Origin of the sequence: Vreelandella olivaria (genome assembly GCF_023507745.1) — a bacterium.
GTDB lineage: Bacteria > Pseudomonadota > Gammaproteobacteria > Pseudomonadales > Halomonadaceae > Vreelandella > Vreelandella olivaria_A.
This window is the reverse complement of the sequence record NZ_JALPZO010000182.1, coordinates 13,716-33,429: the sequence shown is the minus strand read 5'-3', so window position 1 is coordinate 33,429 and position 19,714 is coordinate 13,716. Positions and strand designations below refer to the sequence as shown.

The 19,714-nt window shown below is 53.0% G+C and carries 19 protein-coding genes; 3 read left to right on the top strand and 16 right to left on the bottom strand.

Annotation, left to right across the window (positions count from 1 at the left end):
• Positions 1-40: 40 nt before the first annotated feature.
• The 9 genes from lon to nrdR form a co-directional block, all read right to left on the bottom strand.
• Positions 41-2,491: an endopeptidase La gene (gene lon / locus HP566_RS21050; RefSeq protein ID WP_249979257.1), complete on the bottom strand. Its 2,451-nt coding sequence runs from the start codon at positions 2,489-2,491 to the stop codon at positions 41-43.
• A 152-nt stretch (positions 2,492-2,643) separates the two neighbouring features.
• Positions 2,644-3,897 carry a DUF945 family protein gene (locus tag HP566_RS21045; RefSeq protein WP_249979256.1) on the bottom strand — a complete coding sequence of 418 codons (1,254 nt, stop codon included), beginning with the start codon at positions 3,895-3,897 and terminating at the stop codon, positions 2,644-2,646.
• Positions 3,898-3,992: 95 nt separating this feature from the next.
• Positions 3,993-4,466, bottom strand: a complete 474-nt coding sequence (locus HP566_RS21040; protein ID WP_249979255.1) for a phosphatidylglycerophosphatase A family protein — start codon at positions 4,464-4,466, stop codon at positions 3,993-3,995.
• Entirely contained in the window at positions 4,463-5,440 is a 978-nt protein-coding gene (thiL, locus tag HP566_RS21035; protein ID WP_249979254.1) for a thiamine-phosphate kinase, read from the bottom strand. The genes HP566_RS21040 and thiL overlap by 4 nt, the downstream gene beginning before the upstream one ends.
• 35 nt (positions 5,441-5,475) lie before the next feature.
• Positions 5,476-5,979, bottom strand: coding sequence for a transcription antitermination factor NusB (gene nusB, locus HP566_RS21030; protein WP_249979253.1), 504 nt, complete (start codon positions 5,977-5,979; stop codon positions 5,476-5,478).
• Positions 5,976-6,464 (bottom strand): 6,7-dimethyl-8-ribityllumazine synthase, encoded by a 489-nt coding sequence (ribH, locus tag HP566_RS21025; RefSeq protein ID WP_249979252.1) that lies wholly within the window; start codon positions 6,462-6,464, stop codon positions 5,976-5,978. The genes nusB and ribH overlap by 4 nt, the downstream gene beginning before the upstream one ends.
• A gap of 4 nt (positions 6,465-6,468) precedes the next feature.
• Positions 6,469-7,635 (bottom strand): bifunctional 3,4-dihydroxy-2-butanone-4-phosphate synthase/GTP cyclohydrolase II, encoded by a 1,167-nt coding sequence (ribBA, locus tag HP566_RS21020; protein WP_249979251.1) that lies wholly within the window; start codon positions 7,633-7,635, stop codon positions 6,469-6,471.
• 70 nt (positions 7,636-7,705) lie between these two features.
• Positions 7,706-8,875, bottom strand: coding sequence for a bifunctional diaminohydroxyphosphoribosylaminopyrimidine deaminase/5-amino-6-(5-phosphoribosylamino)uracil reductase RibD (ribD, locus tag HP566_RS21015; protein WP_249979250.1), 1,170 nt, complete (start codon positions 8,873-8,875; stop codon positions 7,706-7,708).
• Entirely contained in the window at positions 8,875-9,384 is a 510-nt protein-coding gene (gene nrdR, locus HP566_RS21010; RefSeq protein WP_249979249.1) for a transcriptional regulator NrdR, read from the bottom strand. The genes ribD and nrdR overlap by 1 nt, the downstream gene beginning before the upstream one ends.
• Positions 9,385-9,654: 270 nt before the next feature.
• Here nrdR and HP566_RS21005 point away from each other — a divergent pair, with 270 nt between their 5' ends.
• Both HP566_RS21005 and dsbG read left to right on the top strand, forming a co-directional pair.
• Complete coding sequence (locus tag HP566_RS21005; protein WP_249979248.1) at positions 9,655-11,433, top strand: sugar phosphorylase; 1,779 nt, start codon at positions 9,655-9,657, stop codon at positions 11,431-11,433.
• 97 nt (positions 11,434-11,530) lie between these two features.
• Positions 11,531-12,310, top strand: a complete 780-nt coding sequence (gene dsbG / locus HP566_RS21000; protein ID WP_249979247.1) for a thiol:disulfide interchange protein DsbG — start codon at positions 11,531-11,533, stop codon at positions 12,308-12,310.
• A 42-nt stretch (positions 12,311-12,352) separates the two neighbouring features.
• On the opposite strand, the gene HP566_RS20995 is transcribed toward dsbG, so the two are convergent.
• From HP566_RS20995 to HP566_RS20980, 4 genes are all read right to left on the bottom strand, one after another.
• A complete protein-coding gene (locus tag HP566_RS20995) occupies positions 12,353-12,784 on the bottom strand; it encodes a YeeE/YedE family protein (protein ID WP_249979246.1) in 432 nt (143 codons plus the stop codon).
• Entirely contained in the window at positions 12,781-13,242 is a 462-nt protein-coding gene (locus tag HP566_RS20990) for a YeeE/YedE family protein (protein ID WP_249979245.1), read from the bottom strand. The genes HP566_RS20995 and HP566_RS20990 overlap by 4 nt, the downstream gene beginning before the upstream one ends.
• Positions 13,243-13,262: 20 nt before the next feature.
• On the bottom strand, positions 13,263-13,454 hold the full coding sequence (locus HP566_RS20985; protein ID WP_249979244.1) for a YgaP family membrane protein: 192 nt from the start codon (positions 13,452-13,454) through the stop codon (positions 13,263-13,265).
• Between the two features lie 61 nt (positions 13,455-13,515).
• Entirely contained in the window at positions 13,516-14,382 is an 867-nt protein-coding gene (locus tag HP566_RS20980; RefSeq protein WP_249979243.1) for an MBL fold metallo-hydrolase, read from the bottom strand.
• A gap of 197 nt (positions 14,383-14,579) precedes the next feature.
• Here HP566_RS20980 and HP566_RS20975 point away from each other — a divergent pair, with 197 nt between their 5' ends.
• Entirely contained in the window at positions 14,580-16,184 is a 1,605-nt protein-coding gene (locus tag HP566_RS20975) for a methyl-accepting chemotaxis protein (protein WP_249979242.1), read from the top strand.
• 58 nt (positions 16,185-16,242) lie between these two features.
• Here the strand turns inward: HP566_RS20975 and HP566_RS20970 are convergent, their stop codons facing one another.
• From HP566_RS20970 to HP566_RS20960, 3 genes are all read right to left on the bottom strand, one after another.
• Positions 16,243-17,463 carry a glycosyl transferase gene (locus tag HP566_RS20970; RefSeq protein WP_249979241.1) on the bottom strand — a complete coding sequence of 407 codons (1,221 nt, stop codon included), beginning with the start codon at positions 17,461-17,463 and terminating at the stop codon, positions 16,243-16,245.
• A 33-nt stretch (positions 17,464-17,496) separates the two neighbouring features.
• On the bottom strand, positions 17,497-18,432 hold the full coding sequence (locus HP566_RS20965) for an HAD-IIB family hydrolase (protein WP_249979240.1): 936 nt from the start codon (positions 18,430-18,432) through the stop codon (positions 17,497-17,499).
• A gap of 265 nt (positions 18,433-18,697) precedes the next feature.
• A complete protein-coding gene (locus HP566_RS20960; protein ID WP_249979239.1) occupies positions 18,698-19,705 on the bottom strand; it encodes an OmpA family protein in 1,008 nt (335 codons plus the stop codon).
• Positions 19,706-19,714: the final 9 nt, after the last annotated feature.

The following is a 19,714-nucleotide window of genomic DNA, read 5'->3' as shown; positions in this document are numbered from 1 at the left end:
CGCTTCTAACGGATAGTTTGCTGTGTTTATCAGCTACTTTCTATTTAAAAACCACGTTGGCTACGTCACGGTAACGGCTTGCGAAGTGTACGGTCATTCCCTCTTTTAAGTAGTCGGGTAGCTCTTCATAATCGCGGCGATTAGCTTCAGGAAGTATTACCTCAAAAATGTCGCTGCGCCGTGCGGCAATCACCTTCTCACGAATCCCACCCACTGGCAGCACCTGACCGGTGAGCGTTAACTCTCCGGTCATTGCCAGGGGGCGCTCAATCGCCTGGTGCCTGGCCAGTGACAACAGTGCAGTCGTCATGGTCACTCCCGCAGATGGACCATCTTTTGGCGTGGCACCTTCCGGGACGTGCAGATGCACAAACGCGGAGTCGAAGAAGTCAGCATCGGCACCATACTCTTGCAAATGGCCCAGCGTGTAGCTGTAGGCAATATTGGCGGACTCCTTCATTACATCGCCAAGTTTGCCCGTCAATTTAAAACCACGATCCAGCGCATGCACCTTGCCCGCTTCAATGGGCAGTGTCGCGCCACCCATGGACGTCCAGGCCAGCCCGGTGACCACCCCTTCACCTTTGAGCACCTTTTCTTTACGGAATAGCGGCGCGCCAAGGAACTCTTCGAGGTTCTTAACAGAGATGCTGACGGTCTCCAGTTGGTCTTCCAACAGTTTGACGGCTGCTTTACGCACAATACGGTGAAGCTGTTTTTCCAGCTGACGCACACCAGCTTCACGGGCATAACCATCGATCACCTGCTTGAGTGCAGCGTCGGTAAGGTTAATGCGTTTTTTCGGCAGCTTGTCGCGCTTGAGCAATTTGGGCCATAAGTGATGCTTGGCGATCTGAAGTTTCTCTTCCGCGATATAACCCGATAGCCGAATCTGTTCCATGCGATCCAATAGTGGCCCCGGAATAGAGTCCAGCGTATTGGCGGTACAGACAAACAGCACCTTTGAGAGATCCATTCGCACATCAAGATAGTGATCCAGGAAATCCACGTTTTGCTCAGGATCGAGCACTTCAAGCAGCGCTGAAGCAGGATCTCCCTGAAACGACTGGCCAAGCTTGTCTATCTCATCCAGCATGATGACGGGATTTTCAACCTCGACTTCCTTGAAGGCCTGAACCAGCTTGCCGGGCATGGCACCCACGTAAGTACGGCGATGTCCCTTGATTTCTGCCTCGTCGCGCATGCCTCCGACAGAGAAGCGATAAAACTCTCTTCCCAGCGCTTCTGCTATCGAACGCCCAATGGAGGTTTTACCCACACCGGGAGGCCCAACCAGCAGTACAATCGAGCCCCCTACGTCACCTTTGAAGGTACCCTCTGCAAGGAATTCAATAATCCGCTCTTTGACGTCCTTTAAACCGTCATGGTCGCGGTCCAACACTTCCCTGGCATGGGCAAGGTCCAGTTTATCCTGACTGGTAACCCCCCACGGCAGAGAGGTTAACCAGTCGAGATAGTTACGGGTGGTACCGTATTCTGGAGAACCGGTTTCCAGCACACTCAGTTTGTTAAGCTCATCGTCGATGCGCGACTGGACACGCTCGGGTACCACCAGCGATTCCAGGCGACTTCTAAAGGTATCAACATCGTTTTCGCGGTCATCTTTGGAGATACCCAGCTCGCGCTGAATGACCTTCAACTGCTCGCGCAGGAAGAACTCCCGCTGGCGCTCCTGCATCTGTGCATTCACCTGCTCACTGATTTCACTTTGCAGTTGCGCGACATCAATCTCTTTGCGCAGCAGCGGTAATACTTTGTGCATGCGCTCAGCGACAGGCAGTGTCGCCAATACGTCCTGTAATTCGGGACCTTTTGCAGAAGTGATCGCCGCGGCGAAATCGGTTAGCGGACCTGGTTGGTGTGGGCTGAAGCGATTCAGGTAGTGCTTGAGCTCTTCACCATACAGCGGGTTAATGGGCAACAGCTCTTTAATGCCGTTAATGATCGCCATGGCATAAGCACGGGTCTCTTCATCTTCGGCATTTACGGGTTCTTTGGGGTAACTGACCTCTACCAGATAAGGAGGCTCTTTCGAAAGCCAACGCTGGATTTTGAAGCGCTGTAGCCCATGGGCAATAAACTGAATCTGCTGATCTTCGCCCTTTAGCTTGTGGACTTTGACAGCAGTACCAATCTCCGGGAAGTTTTCATGATCAAGCGATTCAATACCCTGCTCACCAACAAAGGCAACACCGATAGTGTGGTGCGGCGTATTACCTACTCGGCGCATGGTTTCTTCCCAACGCTCACGGTTGATCACCAACGGCTGTACTTGAGCAGGAAAAAAGGGACGATTATGGATCGGTAACAGGTAGATACGCTCTGGCAGCATTTCACTGGCAGGAACTAATGAATTGACCCGTTCACCATCGGAACGGTGCTCTTCGCTACTATGGGACTCTTCTCGCGACTCGCTATCAGTTAGCCAGTCGGCGTGTTCTTGATCGCGGTCGTAATCCTGGTCGCTCATGCGCCCTCCAATCAACAGTGACTAGCGGATTTCACCGCTTAGTGTTGCTACTGGAATGTGGGCACATAGCCAAAACTTCAACCCTTGGGGAATTTAACTGACTCGTGAATAAGGCCTGGAATCATCATTAATCAGTTACTACTAAAAAACGTTCAGGGCCATAATTCGGGCATTGGCCGACCATTAACCCGCCATACACCGCGAATCACATCAAACTGCAGTTCTCGGGTACCCAACGGCAAACCGAGCCATAGCGCAGCCACAGTGGGCGCATCGTACCAGGTAAAATCTCCATCAATACGCTCTAACCAACGGGCTCGCTCTTCGGGCTTCTCCAATGCCGCCAAACTCAGCTCATTGAGGCGGCGGGCATCAAAAAACAGTGCACCATCGGCCTCTACACTCAACTCCAATAGCGGGCTTTCAATGGATACGGCGGTGACATCCAAACGGGGCGAGTCGCTCATTACCTGCAGCAGATCAGGCTCTAGCCGGGCTAACAGACCTTCTGCCATGGGGAGGCTTGTATCCCCCCATGCGGCTTCCTGGCGCAGCTTGCGAATCACCTGGCGCACAGCGTCAGCATTGAGGCGCGAAAGCTCCGCTTCTATTCGGCCACTTAATAGTGGTGTATCCGGCGCTTCGCTGGGCACACGTACCTCCCCCAGAACGAGTTCGCCTTTTAAACGCAGTTCACTCTCATCCAGCACCATATGGCTAATGGCATCCAGAGAGGTCATCTGGATATCGTAAGCGGGGTAATGGAGTGCCAAGTGTTCAATATGAAGGTGATCCCGCTGCGCAAAATGGTACGCATCGTGAATATAAGTATAGCGGCTTTCAAGGGTCGTAGGCCCGAGGGCTAACTGGGACAAACCGTCGGTTAAGGTAAGTTGATCCAATAACGCACGTAGCCGCCAGTCACCGAACACACCTTCCAGCCGCAGGCGCAAGCCACGCACATCCAGCTCGCGACCACTTTGCTGCACAATGAAGGGAGCCAGTGCCAATCTAAGCTCAGTGCGGCCGCTTAGTGTATGGTAGCGACCCTGCCAGCGAGGCACGGAGGGGGCAGATACCTCGCCAACCGCTTTTTGCAGTACGCTATCCAACCGGGGTAGCAGTGTCCCTTCAACATCGGTACTTAAGACGCCGTGGCGGGCACGGTAGGTCAGCTCTAAGCGCCAGGGGCGACCAAGCAGTGGTGACAGCAGTACGCTTCCCTGTGAGGTTAACCACCCCTGACGACTGTCTGTACGGCTAACCCGCCATTCTCCTCGCGCCTCCAGGTCATCCAACGCCTGGCGAAGGCTACGCTCGAACAGCACACTAGAAAGCAGTTGCGCCACCATCCATACAGCGGCAACTGCCGCCAGTATGGGGACGATCAGACGTTCCTTGCGCATGCCATCTCCTTGAACAGCTCCACGATTGAGGAGTTATTCGCCACCGATAATCGCTAGGTTACTACAGCATTGTCCTTTGCGTTCACTTAAAACCTTCAATGTAGCCAGAACCAAAGGTGCATTGTACTCCAGGCATAAATCCCTGCCATCACATCATCAATCATGATACCAAATCCGCCAGCCACCCGACGGTCTGCCCAACGGATGGGCCAGGGTTTAAAGACATCGAAGATTCGAAACACGATAAAGCCCCATAGCGCAGCTTCCCAGGAAAAGGGTACCGCTGCCATGGTAATCCAGTAGCCAACAAATTCGTCCCATACGATCCCGGAGTGATCATGTACGCCTAGATCCTGGGAGGTTTTATCACACAGCCATACCCCAACCACGAAAGCAGCAAACACCAGCCCCAGATACCAGCCAAGGGGCAAGTCAGCCATCACCCAGTAGAAAGGAATCGCAGCCAGGGTGCCAAACGTGCCGGGCGCCCAGGGCACAGTACCACTGCCCAGACCGAAAGCAAAAAAGTGAGTTGGGCGTCGCCAAACACTTGCCGGTGCGCGGTTCATGGCGTATCCCCACTAAAATGCTGCCAGCCAGCATAATCGGCTGAGGACACTCCGGTCACGCCTAAGGCTTCATTACAGCGCCCGATGACGGTCAGTGTTATACCTAAGTCAGCAAGCCGTGCCTGGGCACAGGCGACATCTTCCGGGGCAAGTGTGACCAGCAATTCATAGTCATCTCCTCCTGATAAGGCTGCTTTACGGGCGTCTGACTGGCCGAGCAGTTGCTCCAGCCCTTCCGCCAGTGGCAATGCCTCAGGCTCTAACGTAGCTCCTACATGTGAGGCTGCACGAAGATGGGCCAGATCCGCCAGTAAGCCATCGGAGATATCCATCGCGGCAGTGGCTATACTGCGTAACGCCACACCCGCAGCCAAGCGAGGCTCAGGTAATAGATAGCGCTGTAACAAGGGGTGCGTGATATCCCGCTCACCTTTTTGCCACAGCGCAAGCCCACCAGCGCCTCCCCCCAAGGTCCCGGTGACGGCAATAACATCGCCCACCTGGGCACCTGAGCGGGTCATGGCGATACCTGTGGGTACCTCCCCCATGACCGTGACTGAGATCGTTAGTGCCCCAGAGGTCACATCGCCACCCACCAGAGTGGTGGCATGTTGCTGACAGAGTGTATGAAACCCTCTGGCATAATCAGACACCCACTGTTCTGCGACCTTTTTATCCACAAAGGCCCGCTGATCCAGTGTTAGCGCCATTAAACACCAGCGAGACGCTGCTCCCATGGCTGCCAGGTCACTCAGGGCAACCGCTAATGCTCGATGCCCGATCGCAAAGCCGGGGGCATCGTGGGGGAAATGCACATCAACAACAGACGTATCGACGCTAACCACTAACTGCTGCCCGGCCCTGGGCATCAACAGGGTGGCATCGTCACCATTTCCAAGGGCAACGCCATTTGCCGCTTGCGCCTCCTGCGGCGACATAAGGTAGCGTCGAATCAGATCAAATTCGGCAAGCACAAAGGCCCCTTAAACGCATTATCAGACGGTCCGTCTTATAAACGGCGGGCGCTGACTTCGGCACTACGTAAGCGATTTGCCAGCTTATCGAGAATGCCATTCACGTACTTATGGCCGTCGGTGGCGCCAAATGATTTAGCCAGCTCAACGCCTTCGTTGATCACAACACGGTACGGAACTTCCATACGGCGGGAAAGCTCGTAAGCACCCAGGCGAAGGATCGCCAACTCCACCGCATCCAGATCTTCCAAACGACGATCAAGCAGCGGCGAGATCTCACGATCAAGCTCGGCTTTAAAGCGTACCGTGTTATGTAGCAGCTCATGGAACAGCGCTTTATCGGCAATTTCCATCACTTTTAGCCAGTTTTCGTGGTCTTCCAGATCGTCATCGGCGACCTGGCTACGAAACTCAGCTTCGATGGTTGTGATGGATTTGCCCGTCATTTGCCATTGGTAGAGCCCCTGAACCGCCAACTCACGTGCAGCGTGACGCCCTTGCTGTGCGGCAGAGGGCTTACGCTCACGACGCTCGCTCATTTCGAGTCTCCCACCGGCAGAGCACGCAGCAGCGATACCATTTCCATCGCAGCCATAGCAGCTTCAGTGCCTTTATTACCGGCTTTAGTACCAGCGCGTTCAATCGCCTGCTCGATAGATTCAACGGTTAACACGCCATTCGCTACCGGTGTTTCAAACTCAAGCTGGAGGTGATTGATCGCGGTATTGCAACCACCAGCCACGTATTCAAAATGCGGCGTACCACCACGGATAACGGCACCAAGGGCAATCACGGCATCGGGCTTCATAACGCTCAGCACCCGCTTGACTGCCAGTGGTAGCTCCCAGGCACCGGGTACGTGGACAATATGAATATTTTCAGCATCTACCCCGTGCCGGGTAAGGCTATCAACCGCTCCCTCTACCAGGCTATCCACCACATGATGATTAAATCGTCCTACGACGATGACATAACGCCCATCGACATCCACAAAACTGCCTTCAACTTGCGAAAGGGATTGCATCAATTTATTCCTGCTGAGTAGTTGGCTCATACGCCGTGTCATTGGGTCCCAGGCGCTCGACAACTTCGAGATCGAATCCTGAGAGTGCCGAGAATTTCCACGGGGAGCTAAGTAGCCGCATTTTACCCACGCCCAGGTGGCGCAGAATTTGCGAGCCAGTACCAATCGTTAAGTAGTTGCCGGCACCATCTGAGTCACTGGTACGTGGCTGACGTACACGGTCCAGAAAGATATCCAACTGATCTTTCAAATCCTGATGGGGGCGGCCATCATCAATCAGCACAAACACACCGGCTGGCGCATGGGCAATCTCTTCAAGTGCACGATTAGCATCCCAGCGGCACTGCTCCCCCTTCAGCAGCCCCATCACATCCCGCAGTGTATCAGCCAGGTGAACACGTACCGTGGTGGCCTGTTCAGGTGCTGGCTGCCCTTTCACCAGCGCTAAATGGTGCGCCCCTTGAATACGATCGCGGAAGACATGGAGCGCTAACTCACCATGGGCTGTCGTAACGCTGGTGGTTTCAATCGCGTCAACGGTTTGCTCGTTGACGATACGATAGTGAATCAGATCAGCAATGGTACCGATTTTGATACCGTGAGTCTTCGCAAATACTTCAAGCTCCGAACGACGCGCCATACTGCCGTCATCGTTCATCACCTCGCAGATAACCCCACTAGGGTCGCAACCCGCCAGGGCAGCAAGATCACAGGCGGCTTCGGTGTGCCCTGCGCGACGTAAGACACCACCTGGTTCCGCCATCAGCGGAAAAATGTGCCCCGGCTGAACGATATCCGCTGGCTTGGCATTCGGCGCCACCGCCGCTTGGACGGTACGGGCACGATCAGCTGCCGAGATTCCTGTCGTGACACCTTCTGTCGCTTCTATAGAGAGCGTGAACTTAGTACCAAAACCAGAGCCGTTATCCTGCACCATGAGTGGCAGGTTAAGCTGTTCACAACGCTCACGGGTCATCGGCATACAGATAAGGCCACGCGCATAGCGGGCCATGAAGTTGATATGCTCGGCCTGAACTTTTTCGGCCGCCATGATGATATCACCTTCGTTTTCGCGATCCTCATCATCCATGAGAATCACCATTTTACCGTGGCGAATATCTTCCACCAGCTCAGCGATTGAGGACAAACCTTCAGTAGAGGAGTGCGTCATGGAATCTCCAAAAAAGTGGTCGCATTGCAGCGATTTCGCGCGTCAGGGTACCTTGCTATCGACGCTTGCGCTAGTCAGTAAGGGGCTCGGCGATAATGCGCCAATCATGCCCAATAGCGCGTACTTCCTTGATGGTCAATCGCTTCTGATCCACCATCCGGGTTAAGTCAGGTAATGCAAACAAGGGCTTGGCTTCGCCACCAAGGAGCGTTGGAGCAACAAAGAGTTGCAGCTCATCGACCAAACCGGCGCCTACCAGCGCACCGGCCAGGGTGGCACCTGTTTCCACCAGCAGCTCGTTAACCTGTTCATTTTCCGACAGCCAATGCAGCATGTCAGTTAGCGATACCCGCCCTTCCTGGGCCATGGGCAGGACGTGTATTTCAGCACCGGCAGCTTCCAGCTTGCGCCTCTTCTCATCACTGTGCTGTTCCGTGGCAATAATCAATGTTCGTCCTGGCTCCCGCAGACAGGCAGCCGCTAGCGGCAAACGCAGCCGCGAATCCAGAATAACGCGCAGCGGCTGGCGTTTAATGATGTCGTCAGCATTAGCCAATTCCAGTTGATCCGCCCGTAACGTTAGCCGCGAATCATCCATAATAATGGACTCCACACCACTCAAAATAGCGCTTGAGCGTGCTCGCAGGCGCTGCACCTGACTGCGGGCTTCCGGGCCGGTAATCCACTGGGATTCACCCGACCCCATGGCGGTGCGCCCATCAAGGCTCATCGCCATTTTTAATCGCACAAAAGGACGCTGGCGCTGCATGCGGGAAATAAAACCAGGGTTCAGCGCCTTCGCATCTTGCTCCAACAGCCCCACTTCCACCGTAATGCCAGCTGCTTGAAGCCGCTCAATACCTTGTCCGCTCACTTGAGGGTTTGGGTCTACCATCGCCACCACCACCCGAGCAACCTGGGCTTCTACCAGTGCCACAGCGCAGGGGCCTGTTCTTCCCGTATGAGAACAGGGCTCCAGGGTGACATAAGCCGTTGCCCCTTTTGCTGCTGCACCGGCGGCGTTGAGCGCGTGAATTTCCGCATGGGGCTCACCCGCGCGAAGATGAAAGCCCTCCCCAACAATACGCCCCTCTGCTCCCTGATCGTATTGAACGATAACGCAACCGACCCTGGGATTCGGGTCCGAGGTGTATAACCCCTGCTCAGCAAGCTTCAGGGCTCGTGCCATATAGTGATGATCAAACATGGTAGTGTTCGCTTGTCGCGACTCAGGACTCATTAGTGCTCCCCGTGCCCATCGTCGCCAAGCGGCGTTTTCATGGCGGGGGCTTGGTCGGTATCCTGGGAGAGCCGGTCTATTTCCGCACGAAACTCATCCAAGTCCTGGAATTTCCGATAGACCGATGCAAAGCGTATATAAGCGACTTGATCAAGATTTCTCAACGCCTTCATCACCGCTTCACCGATATCGCGGGCATTAACCTCGCGATCACCACGAGCACGTAATGATTGGCGGATACGCTCAACAGCCGCTTCAATGGCCTCCGCACTGACAGGACGTTTTTCGAGTGCACGTAACATACCCGCCCGCAATTTAGCCTCGTTAAAGCTCTCCCGGGATCCATCTGATTTCACTACCCTCGGCATGATCAATTCGGCGGTTTCATAGGTAGTAAAGCGCTCATGGCAGTTGGCACACTGGCGGCGACGACGGACCTGATCACCATCCGCCACCAGCCGGGAATCGCTCACTCGGGTATCATTGGCACCACAAAAAGGGCAATGCATAGCAGTCAACCTGTTGTCAGTACGTGCGGATAACAGCATTAAGCAGCATGTTATAAGCTATTGTTAACCACGTCTTAGGTGTTGTACAAAATACCTGCCATTGACAGCTTTTCACACGCTACCTTGTCACGCGCTTCGATTGTTATCGGAAAAAGAGCTGTTGCAAGTAAAGGGTAGCCTCTTCATTAAACGCAGCATTAGCCTAGTATTGTAACGATTCGGCATACAAGCTGCAGCGTTTGTATCAGATTGTTTTAAGAGGATGCCCGCATGACCCCCTTTGAGCAGACGGTTCACCATTATCTTTCTCATCTTTATGGTCCCCGTGCAGACGAAGTGCAGCGGCGTTTAGGGCAACATATTGATCATTACCGTACGGTTTTTCGTGATACCCCGTTCCCTTCGGCAAGCAATGCCCCCCAGCATGTTGGTCATGCCCCCACCTGGAGCGAAAAAGACCAGTGGGTCATTAGTTATGGCGATTCCATTGTGGCAGAGGGCTTGCCACCGCTTGCGGTGCTAAGCGAGTTTCTCCAGCGCTATTTAGGCGAGCGCATTAGTGGTGTTCATGTTTTACCCTTTTTCCCCTGGAGCAGTGATGATGGTTTTTCAGTTATCCATTATCGGGAGGTGAATCCCGAGTTGGGTGATTGGGAGCATATCCAGGAGTTAGCCAGCCACTATGACCTGATGGCTGATCTGGTGCTTAACCATGTCTCCCGTGAGTCGTTATGGTTTGTGGATTATCTGACCGGGAGCTTGCCTGGGCGTGATTACTTCATTGAAGTGGACCCTGATACCGATGTCTCACAGGTTACAAGACCGCGCAGCAATCCTCTGCTAGTGCCGATTTCCACCCGCCGGGGTACCCGCCACCTGTGGGCCACTTTTTCAGAGGATCAGATTGACCTGAATTTTGAAAACCCAGACGTTCTGCTGGAATTTGTAGGCATTCTGCTTTTTTATCTTCAGCAAGGCGTACGGATCATCCGTCTGGATGCAGTGGCTTTTTTATGGAAACGTTTGGGTACACCCTGCATTCACCTGCCAGAAACCCACACGGTCGTGCGTTTACTAAGAGCCATTGTGGATGAGCTGGCACCGGGTACCCTGTTAATCACCGAAACCAACGTTCCCCATGCGGAAAATATTAGTTATTTCGGCCTTGAGCGCCTGCCCGAAGGCTCGCCTGATGAAGCGCATATGGTGTACCAGTTCGCGCTACCACCGCTATTACTCCATACCCTGACCCGCGGCGAGACAACCACTATCCAAACCTGGCTTTCGGGCTTGCCGGTACTACCGGAACAGTGCACCTACTTAAACTTTACAGCCAGCCATGATGGCATCGGTGTACGCCCCCTGGAGGGCCTGCTGCCAGACCATGAGCGGGATGCCCTGCTGGAGTTGATGCACCGTTTTGGTGGTTTTGTAAGTATGCGCAGTAATCCTGACGGCAGTGATACACCTTATGAGATCAACATTACCTGGTTTGAAGCCATGCGGGGTACACGGCGCGGCCCAGACCCATGGCAAATCGCGCGTTTTCTATGTAGCCAGGCGATTATGCTCAGCCTGCAGGGCATTCCGGCACTCTATATCCACACGCTGACAGGGACGCTTAATGATGTGGAAGGCATTGAGCGCAGCGGACGGTTACGCTCTATCAACCGCCGCCGCTGGCAGCGGGATGAACTTGCATTACTGCTTGAAAGCCCCTCCACCCCTACCCATGATGTTTTCCATGCCCTTGGGAAGCTACTGGACCAGCGCCGCCATGAGCCCTGCTTTCATCCTCACGCCGCCCAGCGCGTGCTTCCCTCACCACCAGAATTACTCGCCATTGAGCGAGGCCCGTTGAGCAATGGGCGACGTTTGCTGGCTCTATTTAACGTTACCGATACATTATTGCCACTGGCAAATGTGGGTGAAGCGGTGAGCCAAGCACTGGATCTGCATGCATGGCAGGCATTGGATGCACAGAGCCATTGGGGAACTGAGTCCTCCCTGCCTCCCTATGCTGTACGCTGGCTGGTGGCGGATGAGTGAGAGTCTGCACTCAAGGAGAAGAGGCCAAATCATCAAAGATAAGCTGTCTATGACAGACTAAGGCAATGATCATTACCCATTAAATAGGGATGTTGTTATGCAACGCTTTGCTCTATCCAGCCTAAGTAATTTTTTGATACTAGCGAGTATCAGTACCGCATTGACAAGCCAGGCAGATGAACTACCCCCACCGGTTCAAACATTGGCCAACCAGGGACTCACCATTCACGGGCAGTTCGATGCCCCAGGAGGTTTACGTGGCTATGGAGCCAGCGTTCAAGGGCAGGATATGGCAATCTATTTAACGCCCGACGGGGAACATGCCATCGTGGGTACGTTGATGGATAGTGCAGGCAATGACCTTACCGAAGCGCAATTGGACGAGCATGTACGAGTACCACTCGAAGCCGAAACGTGGCAATTACTGGAGGATAGCCACTGGATCCAGGATGGCGATGACAATGCGCCACGTATTATCTATACCTTTACCGATGCCAACTGCCCTTATTGCCGTCAGTTCTGGGAACAAGCTCGCCCCTGGGTAGAGGCTGGAGAGGTTCAACTGCGCCATATTATGATCGGCATTTTAGCCCCAAACAGTCCTGCACTGGCGGCGACTATTTTAGGCTCCGAGGACCCTGCTGCCACCCTGCATGCACATAATGAGGGTGAGATTATTAACGCCGACGCTCAACCAAGAAATGTTGAAGAACAGGTGTATGATAACAATCAATTATTTGAAGAGTTAGGCTTGTATGCAACCCCTACCAGCGCCTTTCAGTATGTAGCCGACAGCGGTAATTTACGCATTGACCGCATCCAAGGCTTACCAAGTGCAGAACGTCTGGTTGATATGATGGGTAGCGAAGCGCCTTAATCGGTTAGAGGCCCGCGACAGCTAAAGGGTAAAAAGCAGACATCAGGAGGATGCGTTCAAACGGTCAGCTATCAACCAACCTGTGACCATGGCCACCAGTAGAGCCAGTAGCGGCTGCGAAAGCCCTCCTCCCATGGAGGCAATGGCAGGGCCGGGGCAGTAGCCCGAAAGCCCCCAACCAATCCCAAAAAGCGCTGCACCACCCAGCAACTTCGCATCCAGTTCCTGTTTGGTGGGTAATTGAAAATTGTGGCTAAATAACGGGGTGCCACGCGCAAATACCAACCGATACCCCACAAAAGTGGTTCCCACGGCGCTACCCAGAACAAATACCAACGTTGGGTCCCAATGACCTGCAATATCCAAAAACCCCAATACCCGAGCGGGATCTGTCATACCAGAGATCCCCAACCCCAGACCAAATAGCAGGCCAGCCATATACCCCGCAGCGGTTTTTACGGTGGTACTATTCATAAAGCAACTCCAATCACATGCCGTACCACATAAACCGTGGCGATGGCTGTCATCAGAAACATGCCCATCGCAGCCATTGAGCGGGGCGCCAAACGCGCCAGGCCACAGACCCCATGTCCACTGGTGCACCCACTACCTAACCCCGTGCCCAGCCCAACCAACAGCCCTGCCAACAGCATGAGCGGTACACCACCTGCTGGTTCACCGATGACGGCTCCAGGTATACCAGCCACATTGCCCAATCCACCACCCAATGCCATGAGTAACAGCGGGCCGCTAATTAACCCGGCTAAAAACGCCAAACGCCAGGCAGTATCGCCTTTTGTACGCTGGGTAATTAAATTGCCAATAGTTCCGCTAATCCCGGCGATACGACCAAGTGAGCCCATCAGCCATACGGCTGAAAGTCCTATCAACACTCCGCCTATCAACCCCTGCAAACCTGCTGTCCAGTCCACAGTCAACTCCTTAATGTTACCTAGCGCTTGGTTTTACACGTTGAGATACCCAATAACGGATACAGAGGACAGAAACTGAACAGGCCCGTTACCAATGGCACGCCCCCAATCCATCCCCATGCCCCGACCGTGCCCGTTAGCGCCAGCACAATGAGCAGCAAACCGATGGCCATACGTGCTATTTTGTCGACTCCGCCTACGTTAGCTTTCATTGCTGTCCACCTACTCGTTTGTGTAATGCCGTTGATGTGATGTTAAGTACGCTATGACTGCTCAAAACCGATTAAGCGGCACCTTCAAATATATCTGCCCATTATTTTCGGCAGGTGGTAATTCACCAGCCCGCATATTGATCTGCACCGATGGTATGATCAGCGTTGGCATGCCCAACGTGGCGTCCCGCTCGGAGCGCATGTTCACAAACGTCTCTTCACTGATGCCTTCATGCACATGAACATTAGCAGTGCGCTGTTCAGCCACGGTGGCTTCATGTTGGTAGGATTCCCGCCCTGGCGCTTTATAGTCGTGGCATAAAAACAGTCGCGTTTGCCCCGGTAACGCCAATACTCTCTGAATTGAGCGGTACAGTGTGCGTGCATCACCGCCGGGGAAATCACATCGCGCGGTGCCATAATCCGGCATAAACAGCGTATCGCCCACAAAAGCGGCATCGCCTATTACATAGGTTAAACAAGCAGGTGTATGCCCTGGAGTATGCAATATATAACCTTGCAAAGAGCCAATCGTGAACGTATCACCCTCATTGAACAGCACATTGAATTGACGGCCATCTCGGGCAAATTCAGTACCCGCATTAAACACTTTGCCAAAGATTTCCTGTACATCGACAATATGTGAGCCAATCCCGGTTTTACCGCCTAACTGTTGGTGTAAATAAGGTGCTGCGGAGAGGTGGTCAGCATGTACATGAGTTTCCAGGATCCACTCAACTACCAAGCCGTTCTCCCGAATAAACCCGATGATTTCATTGGCCGAACGGACATCTGTGCGGCCAGCGGCATAATCAAAATCCAGTACCGAATCGATAATGGCGCAGGCATCACTTTCAGGGTCTTGCACCACATAGCTGAACGTATTGCTTGTCTCGTCAAAAAAGTGGGTAACGATCGGACGTTGCATACATTGCCTCCAGTGACAGACCTGCTGTGGGAGCGTTAGCTTCTCATTGTAACAATAAAAATTGAATATGTTTATAACAAAAACAACTATCAAGCCAAATTCTGCATGTATTTCTCAGAACTCGACTAAGGTATGACCCACACTGGCCGATAAATGAAGGTAGGGGTATTCACTGATTGGAAGGGTTAACAGAATTCATGAAAAGTTTAACGACGACACAAAAGCTTTGGAGCACGCTTGGCATTATCTGGATTGCAATGCTGCTCTTGGTGGGCTGGCTTGCATGGGAAAACAGACAAACCATTGAAAGCGAAAGGCGAGACAGCGTTGAGCATGTTGTCAGCAGTATTCATGCTCAACTACAAACCCTGCAAACGCGCGCCAGCAGTGGCGAGTTAAGCATTGAAGATGCCCAGCAGCGTGCGATAGACAATATTGCCAGTGTTCGCTTTGGCGAGGGCGAGTACATCTTTGCCTTTGATCAAAACCTTAATATCGTATCGCACCCTAATCGCCCTAGAGGCGAGGATATGAGCGCTTATCAAGATGCCAGCGGTATGCGTTTATATGCTGCTTTTCTTGAAACAGCTCAGTCCGGTGGTGGTCACGTTAACTACTTTTCCCGCCGTATTACGGGTGATGATCAGGTTCCCAAAGTAAGCTATGTTATACAACTCCCTGAGTGGGGCTGGACACTGGCAGCAGGTATTTATATTGATGATATTAACGCGGCGTTTATTGCAGGACTGATTCGTTCGGCCTTTATTCTGCTCATTATTGGCGTTCCGGTAACACTGCTAATGGGCTGGGTAATTCGTGATGTCGCCCGTCGGCTTGGCGGTGATCCGCGCTACGCTGCCAGTGTGGTTCGCTATATTGCAGATGGTGATTTAACTCATACGGCTCAGTTGTCGGCTAACGATCAGAGCAGCTTGTTATTTGATATAAACCGTATGCGTGAAACATTGGCTGCCACGATTGGAGATATTAATCACGGAGCCGATCAGGTTAATCATGGTGTTGAGGAGATCGTAAGTGTCAATGAAGAGCTTTCGACACGCACGGAAGAACAGGCAGCCTCATTAGCTGAAACCGCATCCAGCATGGAGCAACTGACGGCCACTGTTAAACAAAATGCAGAACATGCCGACCACGCGCGCACCTTGGCAACCAACACCGCTGAAAGCGCCCAGAATGGCAGCGATGCCATGGCATCAGTCATTAATACGATGGCAGTGATTAATGAAAGTGCCACTCAGATGAGTAGCATCGTAAACACCATTGACGCAATTGCTTTCCAAACGAACATCCTTGCACTCAACGCATCCGTCGAGGCCGCTCGCGCTGGTGAACAGGGTCGTGGCTTTGCCGTAGTGGCTAATGAGGTACGCCATCTGGCGAGCCGCTCGGCGTCCGCTGCTCAAGAGATCAAAGGGCTTATCGAAAATGCCACCGCCCAAATGGCGGAAGGCAGTCATCAGGTGAGCAATACCGGCGATATCATCAATAGTGTTGTGTCTGATATCCAGCAACTAAGCACCCTTGTACAGGAGATTTCCGCTGCAACGATCGAGCAAAGCAGCGGTATTGAGCAGGTCAATCAGGCGGTTACTCAGATGGATCAGATGACGCAACAAAATGCGGGGCTGGTACAGCAAAGCAATCATGCAACACAACAGTTGGCCCATCTAAGCACCCAACTGCGTCAGTTGGTGGCTAATTTCCGCATTCATAGGGATGCCGCACACACAGCCCCTCAACTGACGACAAGCCCCACCCACTCGGTTACCACTGATTTCTAGTGAAGACGCCGGGAACCAGTGCTCGACCTGACAAATGTCAGGCCGAGCACCCCATGCACTATACCCTGCCCTGATTATCCAGCTCGACGGCTTCATGCATGCGCACCAGCAAATCGGGCACAGCCGCCTGAACCCTGTTCCAACTTGGGATAAACGGGCGTTCACGGGGGTTATCCAAAAACAGGTTGCCGGCCTCTAATAAGTTGCTGGCAAACAGCTCTACCGCTTGCTCTTCGGAGTGCCTATCCAGACTCAAGCCGTTCATCGTGGCATCGTGGTCATAAGCTTCAATCAGATCTAATGCAAGACGGTAGTAGGTGGCCTTGAGGGTACGAAAATCTTCACTGCTAAAGCTTACTCCATGGGTAGCAAGCTTACGGTATAGCGCTTTGGCAATATCCAGACTCATGCGGTTAAGGCCGCTATTGGCATCTTCCTCGCTGACTGGCTGGTGCTTGTGATCATAGGCATCAGCAATATCCACCTGGCACAGTTGCCGGTGAGAGTAGTTTCTCTGCAGTTCGGAGAGAACTCCGATCTCCAGCCCCCAGTCTGCTGGTATTCGAATCCCCTCCAACACTTCGCTTCGCATCGCAAACTCGCCTGACAATGGGTAACGGAAGCTATCCAGATAATCCAGGTAAGGAAGTGGCCCGCAGACGGTTTTGAGGGCCCGTAAGAGGGGCGTCACCATCAACCGCGATACCCGACCGTTAAGCTTTCCTTCGGCAATACGAGGGTAGTATCCTTTACAAAAGTTGTAATTAAAACGCGGGTGAGCAACGGGGTACATAAGGCGTGCCAGCAGGCTCCGGTCATAGGTAAGTATATCGCAGTCATGCAGACCCACGACTGCTGAACGTCCCGACGCAAGAATGTAACCGGCGCAGTACCAAACATTCCTTCCTTTACCTGGCTCCAGTGCTCCAAGCCCATGGCTTTCAAGCTCAGCATCCAGCGCTCTTAATCGAGGGCCATCATTCCAGAGGATACGTGTGTGCTGCGGCAGGCGGGCAAAGAATTCCCGAGCATATAAGAACTGCTCTCGATCGGCCCGATCCAGGCCTACCACTATCTCCGTGAGATAAGGCACTTTTACCAGTTCATTCACAATAGCTGATAGTGCAGGCCCTTCAAGCTCTGAAAAAAGCGAGGGTAAAATCAACCCCATTGGGCGACGTTTTGCAAACTGGCACAGTTCCTGCTCAAGTGCCTCAACCGAGCGGCGCGTTAAGTTGTGAAAATCGGTAATCACGCCATTTTGATGGAAATCACTCATGAGCAGCCTCCCTTGGCTTATACGATCATGCAATCATACCGCAACAGAATTAGCGGCTTTGTTATCCGGCACCTCCGCTAAACGACCGTTATCTCGCCCCCACCAGTGAGCCACCCCCTCAGCCCAGCCTGCTGGCCCTGTTGCTTGGGTACGGTATAAAGACACGTTGTGCGGCTCCACCTGCAGGTCATGACATCCTTTGATGACCACGGCTTGATTCACCGCTTCCAGCATGGTGATATCGTTCGGCCCATCACCTAAACCCAATGAAACGGGCTGGCTTCCTCGTAAGGAGGTAAAGCGCTTGATGAGCCATTCCACAGCACTCCCCTTATCAGATGCGCGCCCCATTACGTGCCAAAAACGCCCGCCTTGAGTCAGCTCAAGGCCATCCCCTTCCAAAGCATGCCGAAATGTCTCCAGCGCAGCTTCATCATCCCGCCAAATCAGTGGTTCACTTCCTTCACGCTGACGGGCCGCCTTGGCACGTGTTTCATCCAGCCCTGTCAACTCCATCACTTCCTGAGTACTGAGTTCGCCCATACGGGTAAAGTGAATATTAAGCCGCTTCCGCCATATATTGAGCCGCGCCCGGATAAAGCCGATATCAACGCCTGTGTGCTTAATCACAATTCCATCCTGTGCGTTGCCTGGCCGGTCTAAACGGGCATGACACCAACCGGGGGGCAAGCCAATCACTGCTCCATTTTCTGCAATAAATGGGGTCGCTGTCAGTCCAAGAGTCTCACGTAGGGGGATGAGTTCAGCGCGGGTTTTACTGGTAACCGGAATGACCGGCACACCTAACTGCTTGAGGCGCGCAAGCCAGGGAGCAGCAGGAGAAAAGTCATAGCTATGGTGGTCCAACAGTGAGCCATCAAGGTCGGTAACCACCAGGCGTGGTTGCAGCGCCGGATCAATACTGCTTATCGCTGCGGAGGCTAAAGGAGCATTGGCGTGTTCAGACATAGCACCACCTATTGATCTAAAAAGTGTTTGTGCACTTTTGGTGTGTAGATAAGCAGCCAAGCATTTTATATGCCAAACAATAAAATAAATTAAAATTCAATAATTTAAAAAAGGAAAAACAAACAAATAAGAAAAAGCATTAGCACAATGCACCAAATAGGTGCGCTCTTGAATATTAGGTTATTCCCACTGTTACACTGGCCTATTGGCACAACTGTCAACGTAATCATTAACAATAAAAAAAGCTGTACCCAGTTCAGTTACGCTACTCCACATGAATAACAACCTCTACCCGGCGATTACGTGCTCGCCCCTCGGGTGTGCTGTTATCCTCTAATGGCTGTGTAGCAGCCAGACCTACGGCTCTTAAGCGTGCAGCATCAACCCCTGCGGCTTCAAGGGTCTCGACAATGGCGATAGCACGAGCACTTGAAAGTGCCCAGTTGGAGGAAAACTCAGGGGTATTGATGGGCTGACTATCAGAATGCCCTTCTACCCAGACCTCACCTTCATAGCGCTGAATAGTCTCCAGTAAACTCCCTACCAACGAAGAACCGCCTTCTGTCAGCTCCGCTGTAGCCGAAGGGAAGAGCAGTTGGTCCTGTACGCGCAGGCTAATCCCTTCGGCTACGCGGGAAACTTCCACACCTTCAAGATTGGGGAGATAAGTGGAGGTTTCCACGCGCTCCGGCAACTGTTCATCAAGCACCAGAACGCTGCTCATCGCTTCATCGGTTACTTCCTGGACATTAACGGGAGGACGATCCGTCAGTAGCACCATATAATCAGCCAACGGCGACGCGAGCTCTCTTTCGTGAGTAGGCAGTAGTAATCGTGGTAATACCACACTAGCCGGAGGCTCTGGAGCAGTCGGCTCATCCACCACCCTGGCTAATAGAGGCGGTACTGCCATCACTGGCCGACGCGCGGGCAGTCCCGCCACGCCCAGCGCCGCACTAATGGCCATTGGGCTTAATTCTCCAGGTATACTGCTCACTACATTGGCCTGACGTTGTTGGCGTATGCTTCCAAGCTCTATAGGCAGCGGAACTTCGAAGACGGGTGATACATCATCATCCTGCTCAGAAAGCGCTTGCTGTGGAAGCCAGGATGGCGAAGTGACACCCGCAGCTGTAATAATGATCACAAACAGCGCTACAAGCAGCGTCATGATGTCAATGTAGCTAATCATCCAGCCACTATTGCTGTCATCTTCCAGATAGCTGGAAAGTAGCGTGTCGTGACGCGGACCGGCGCGGTGATCTTCAAGCATAGGTGCTAT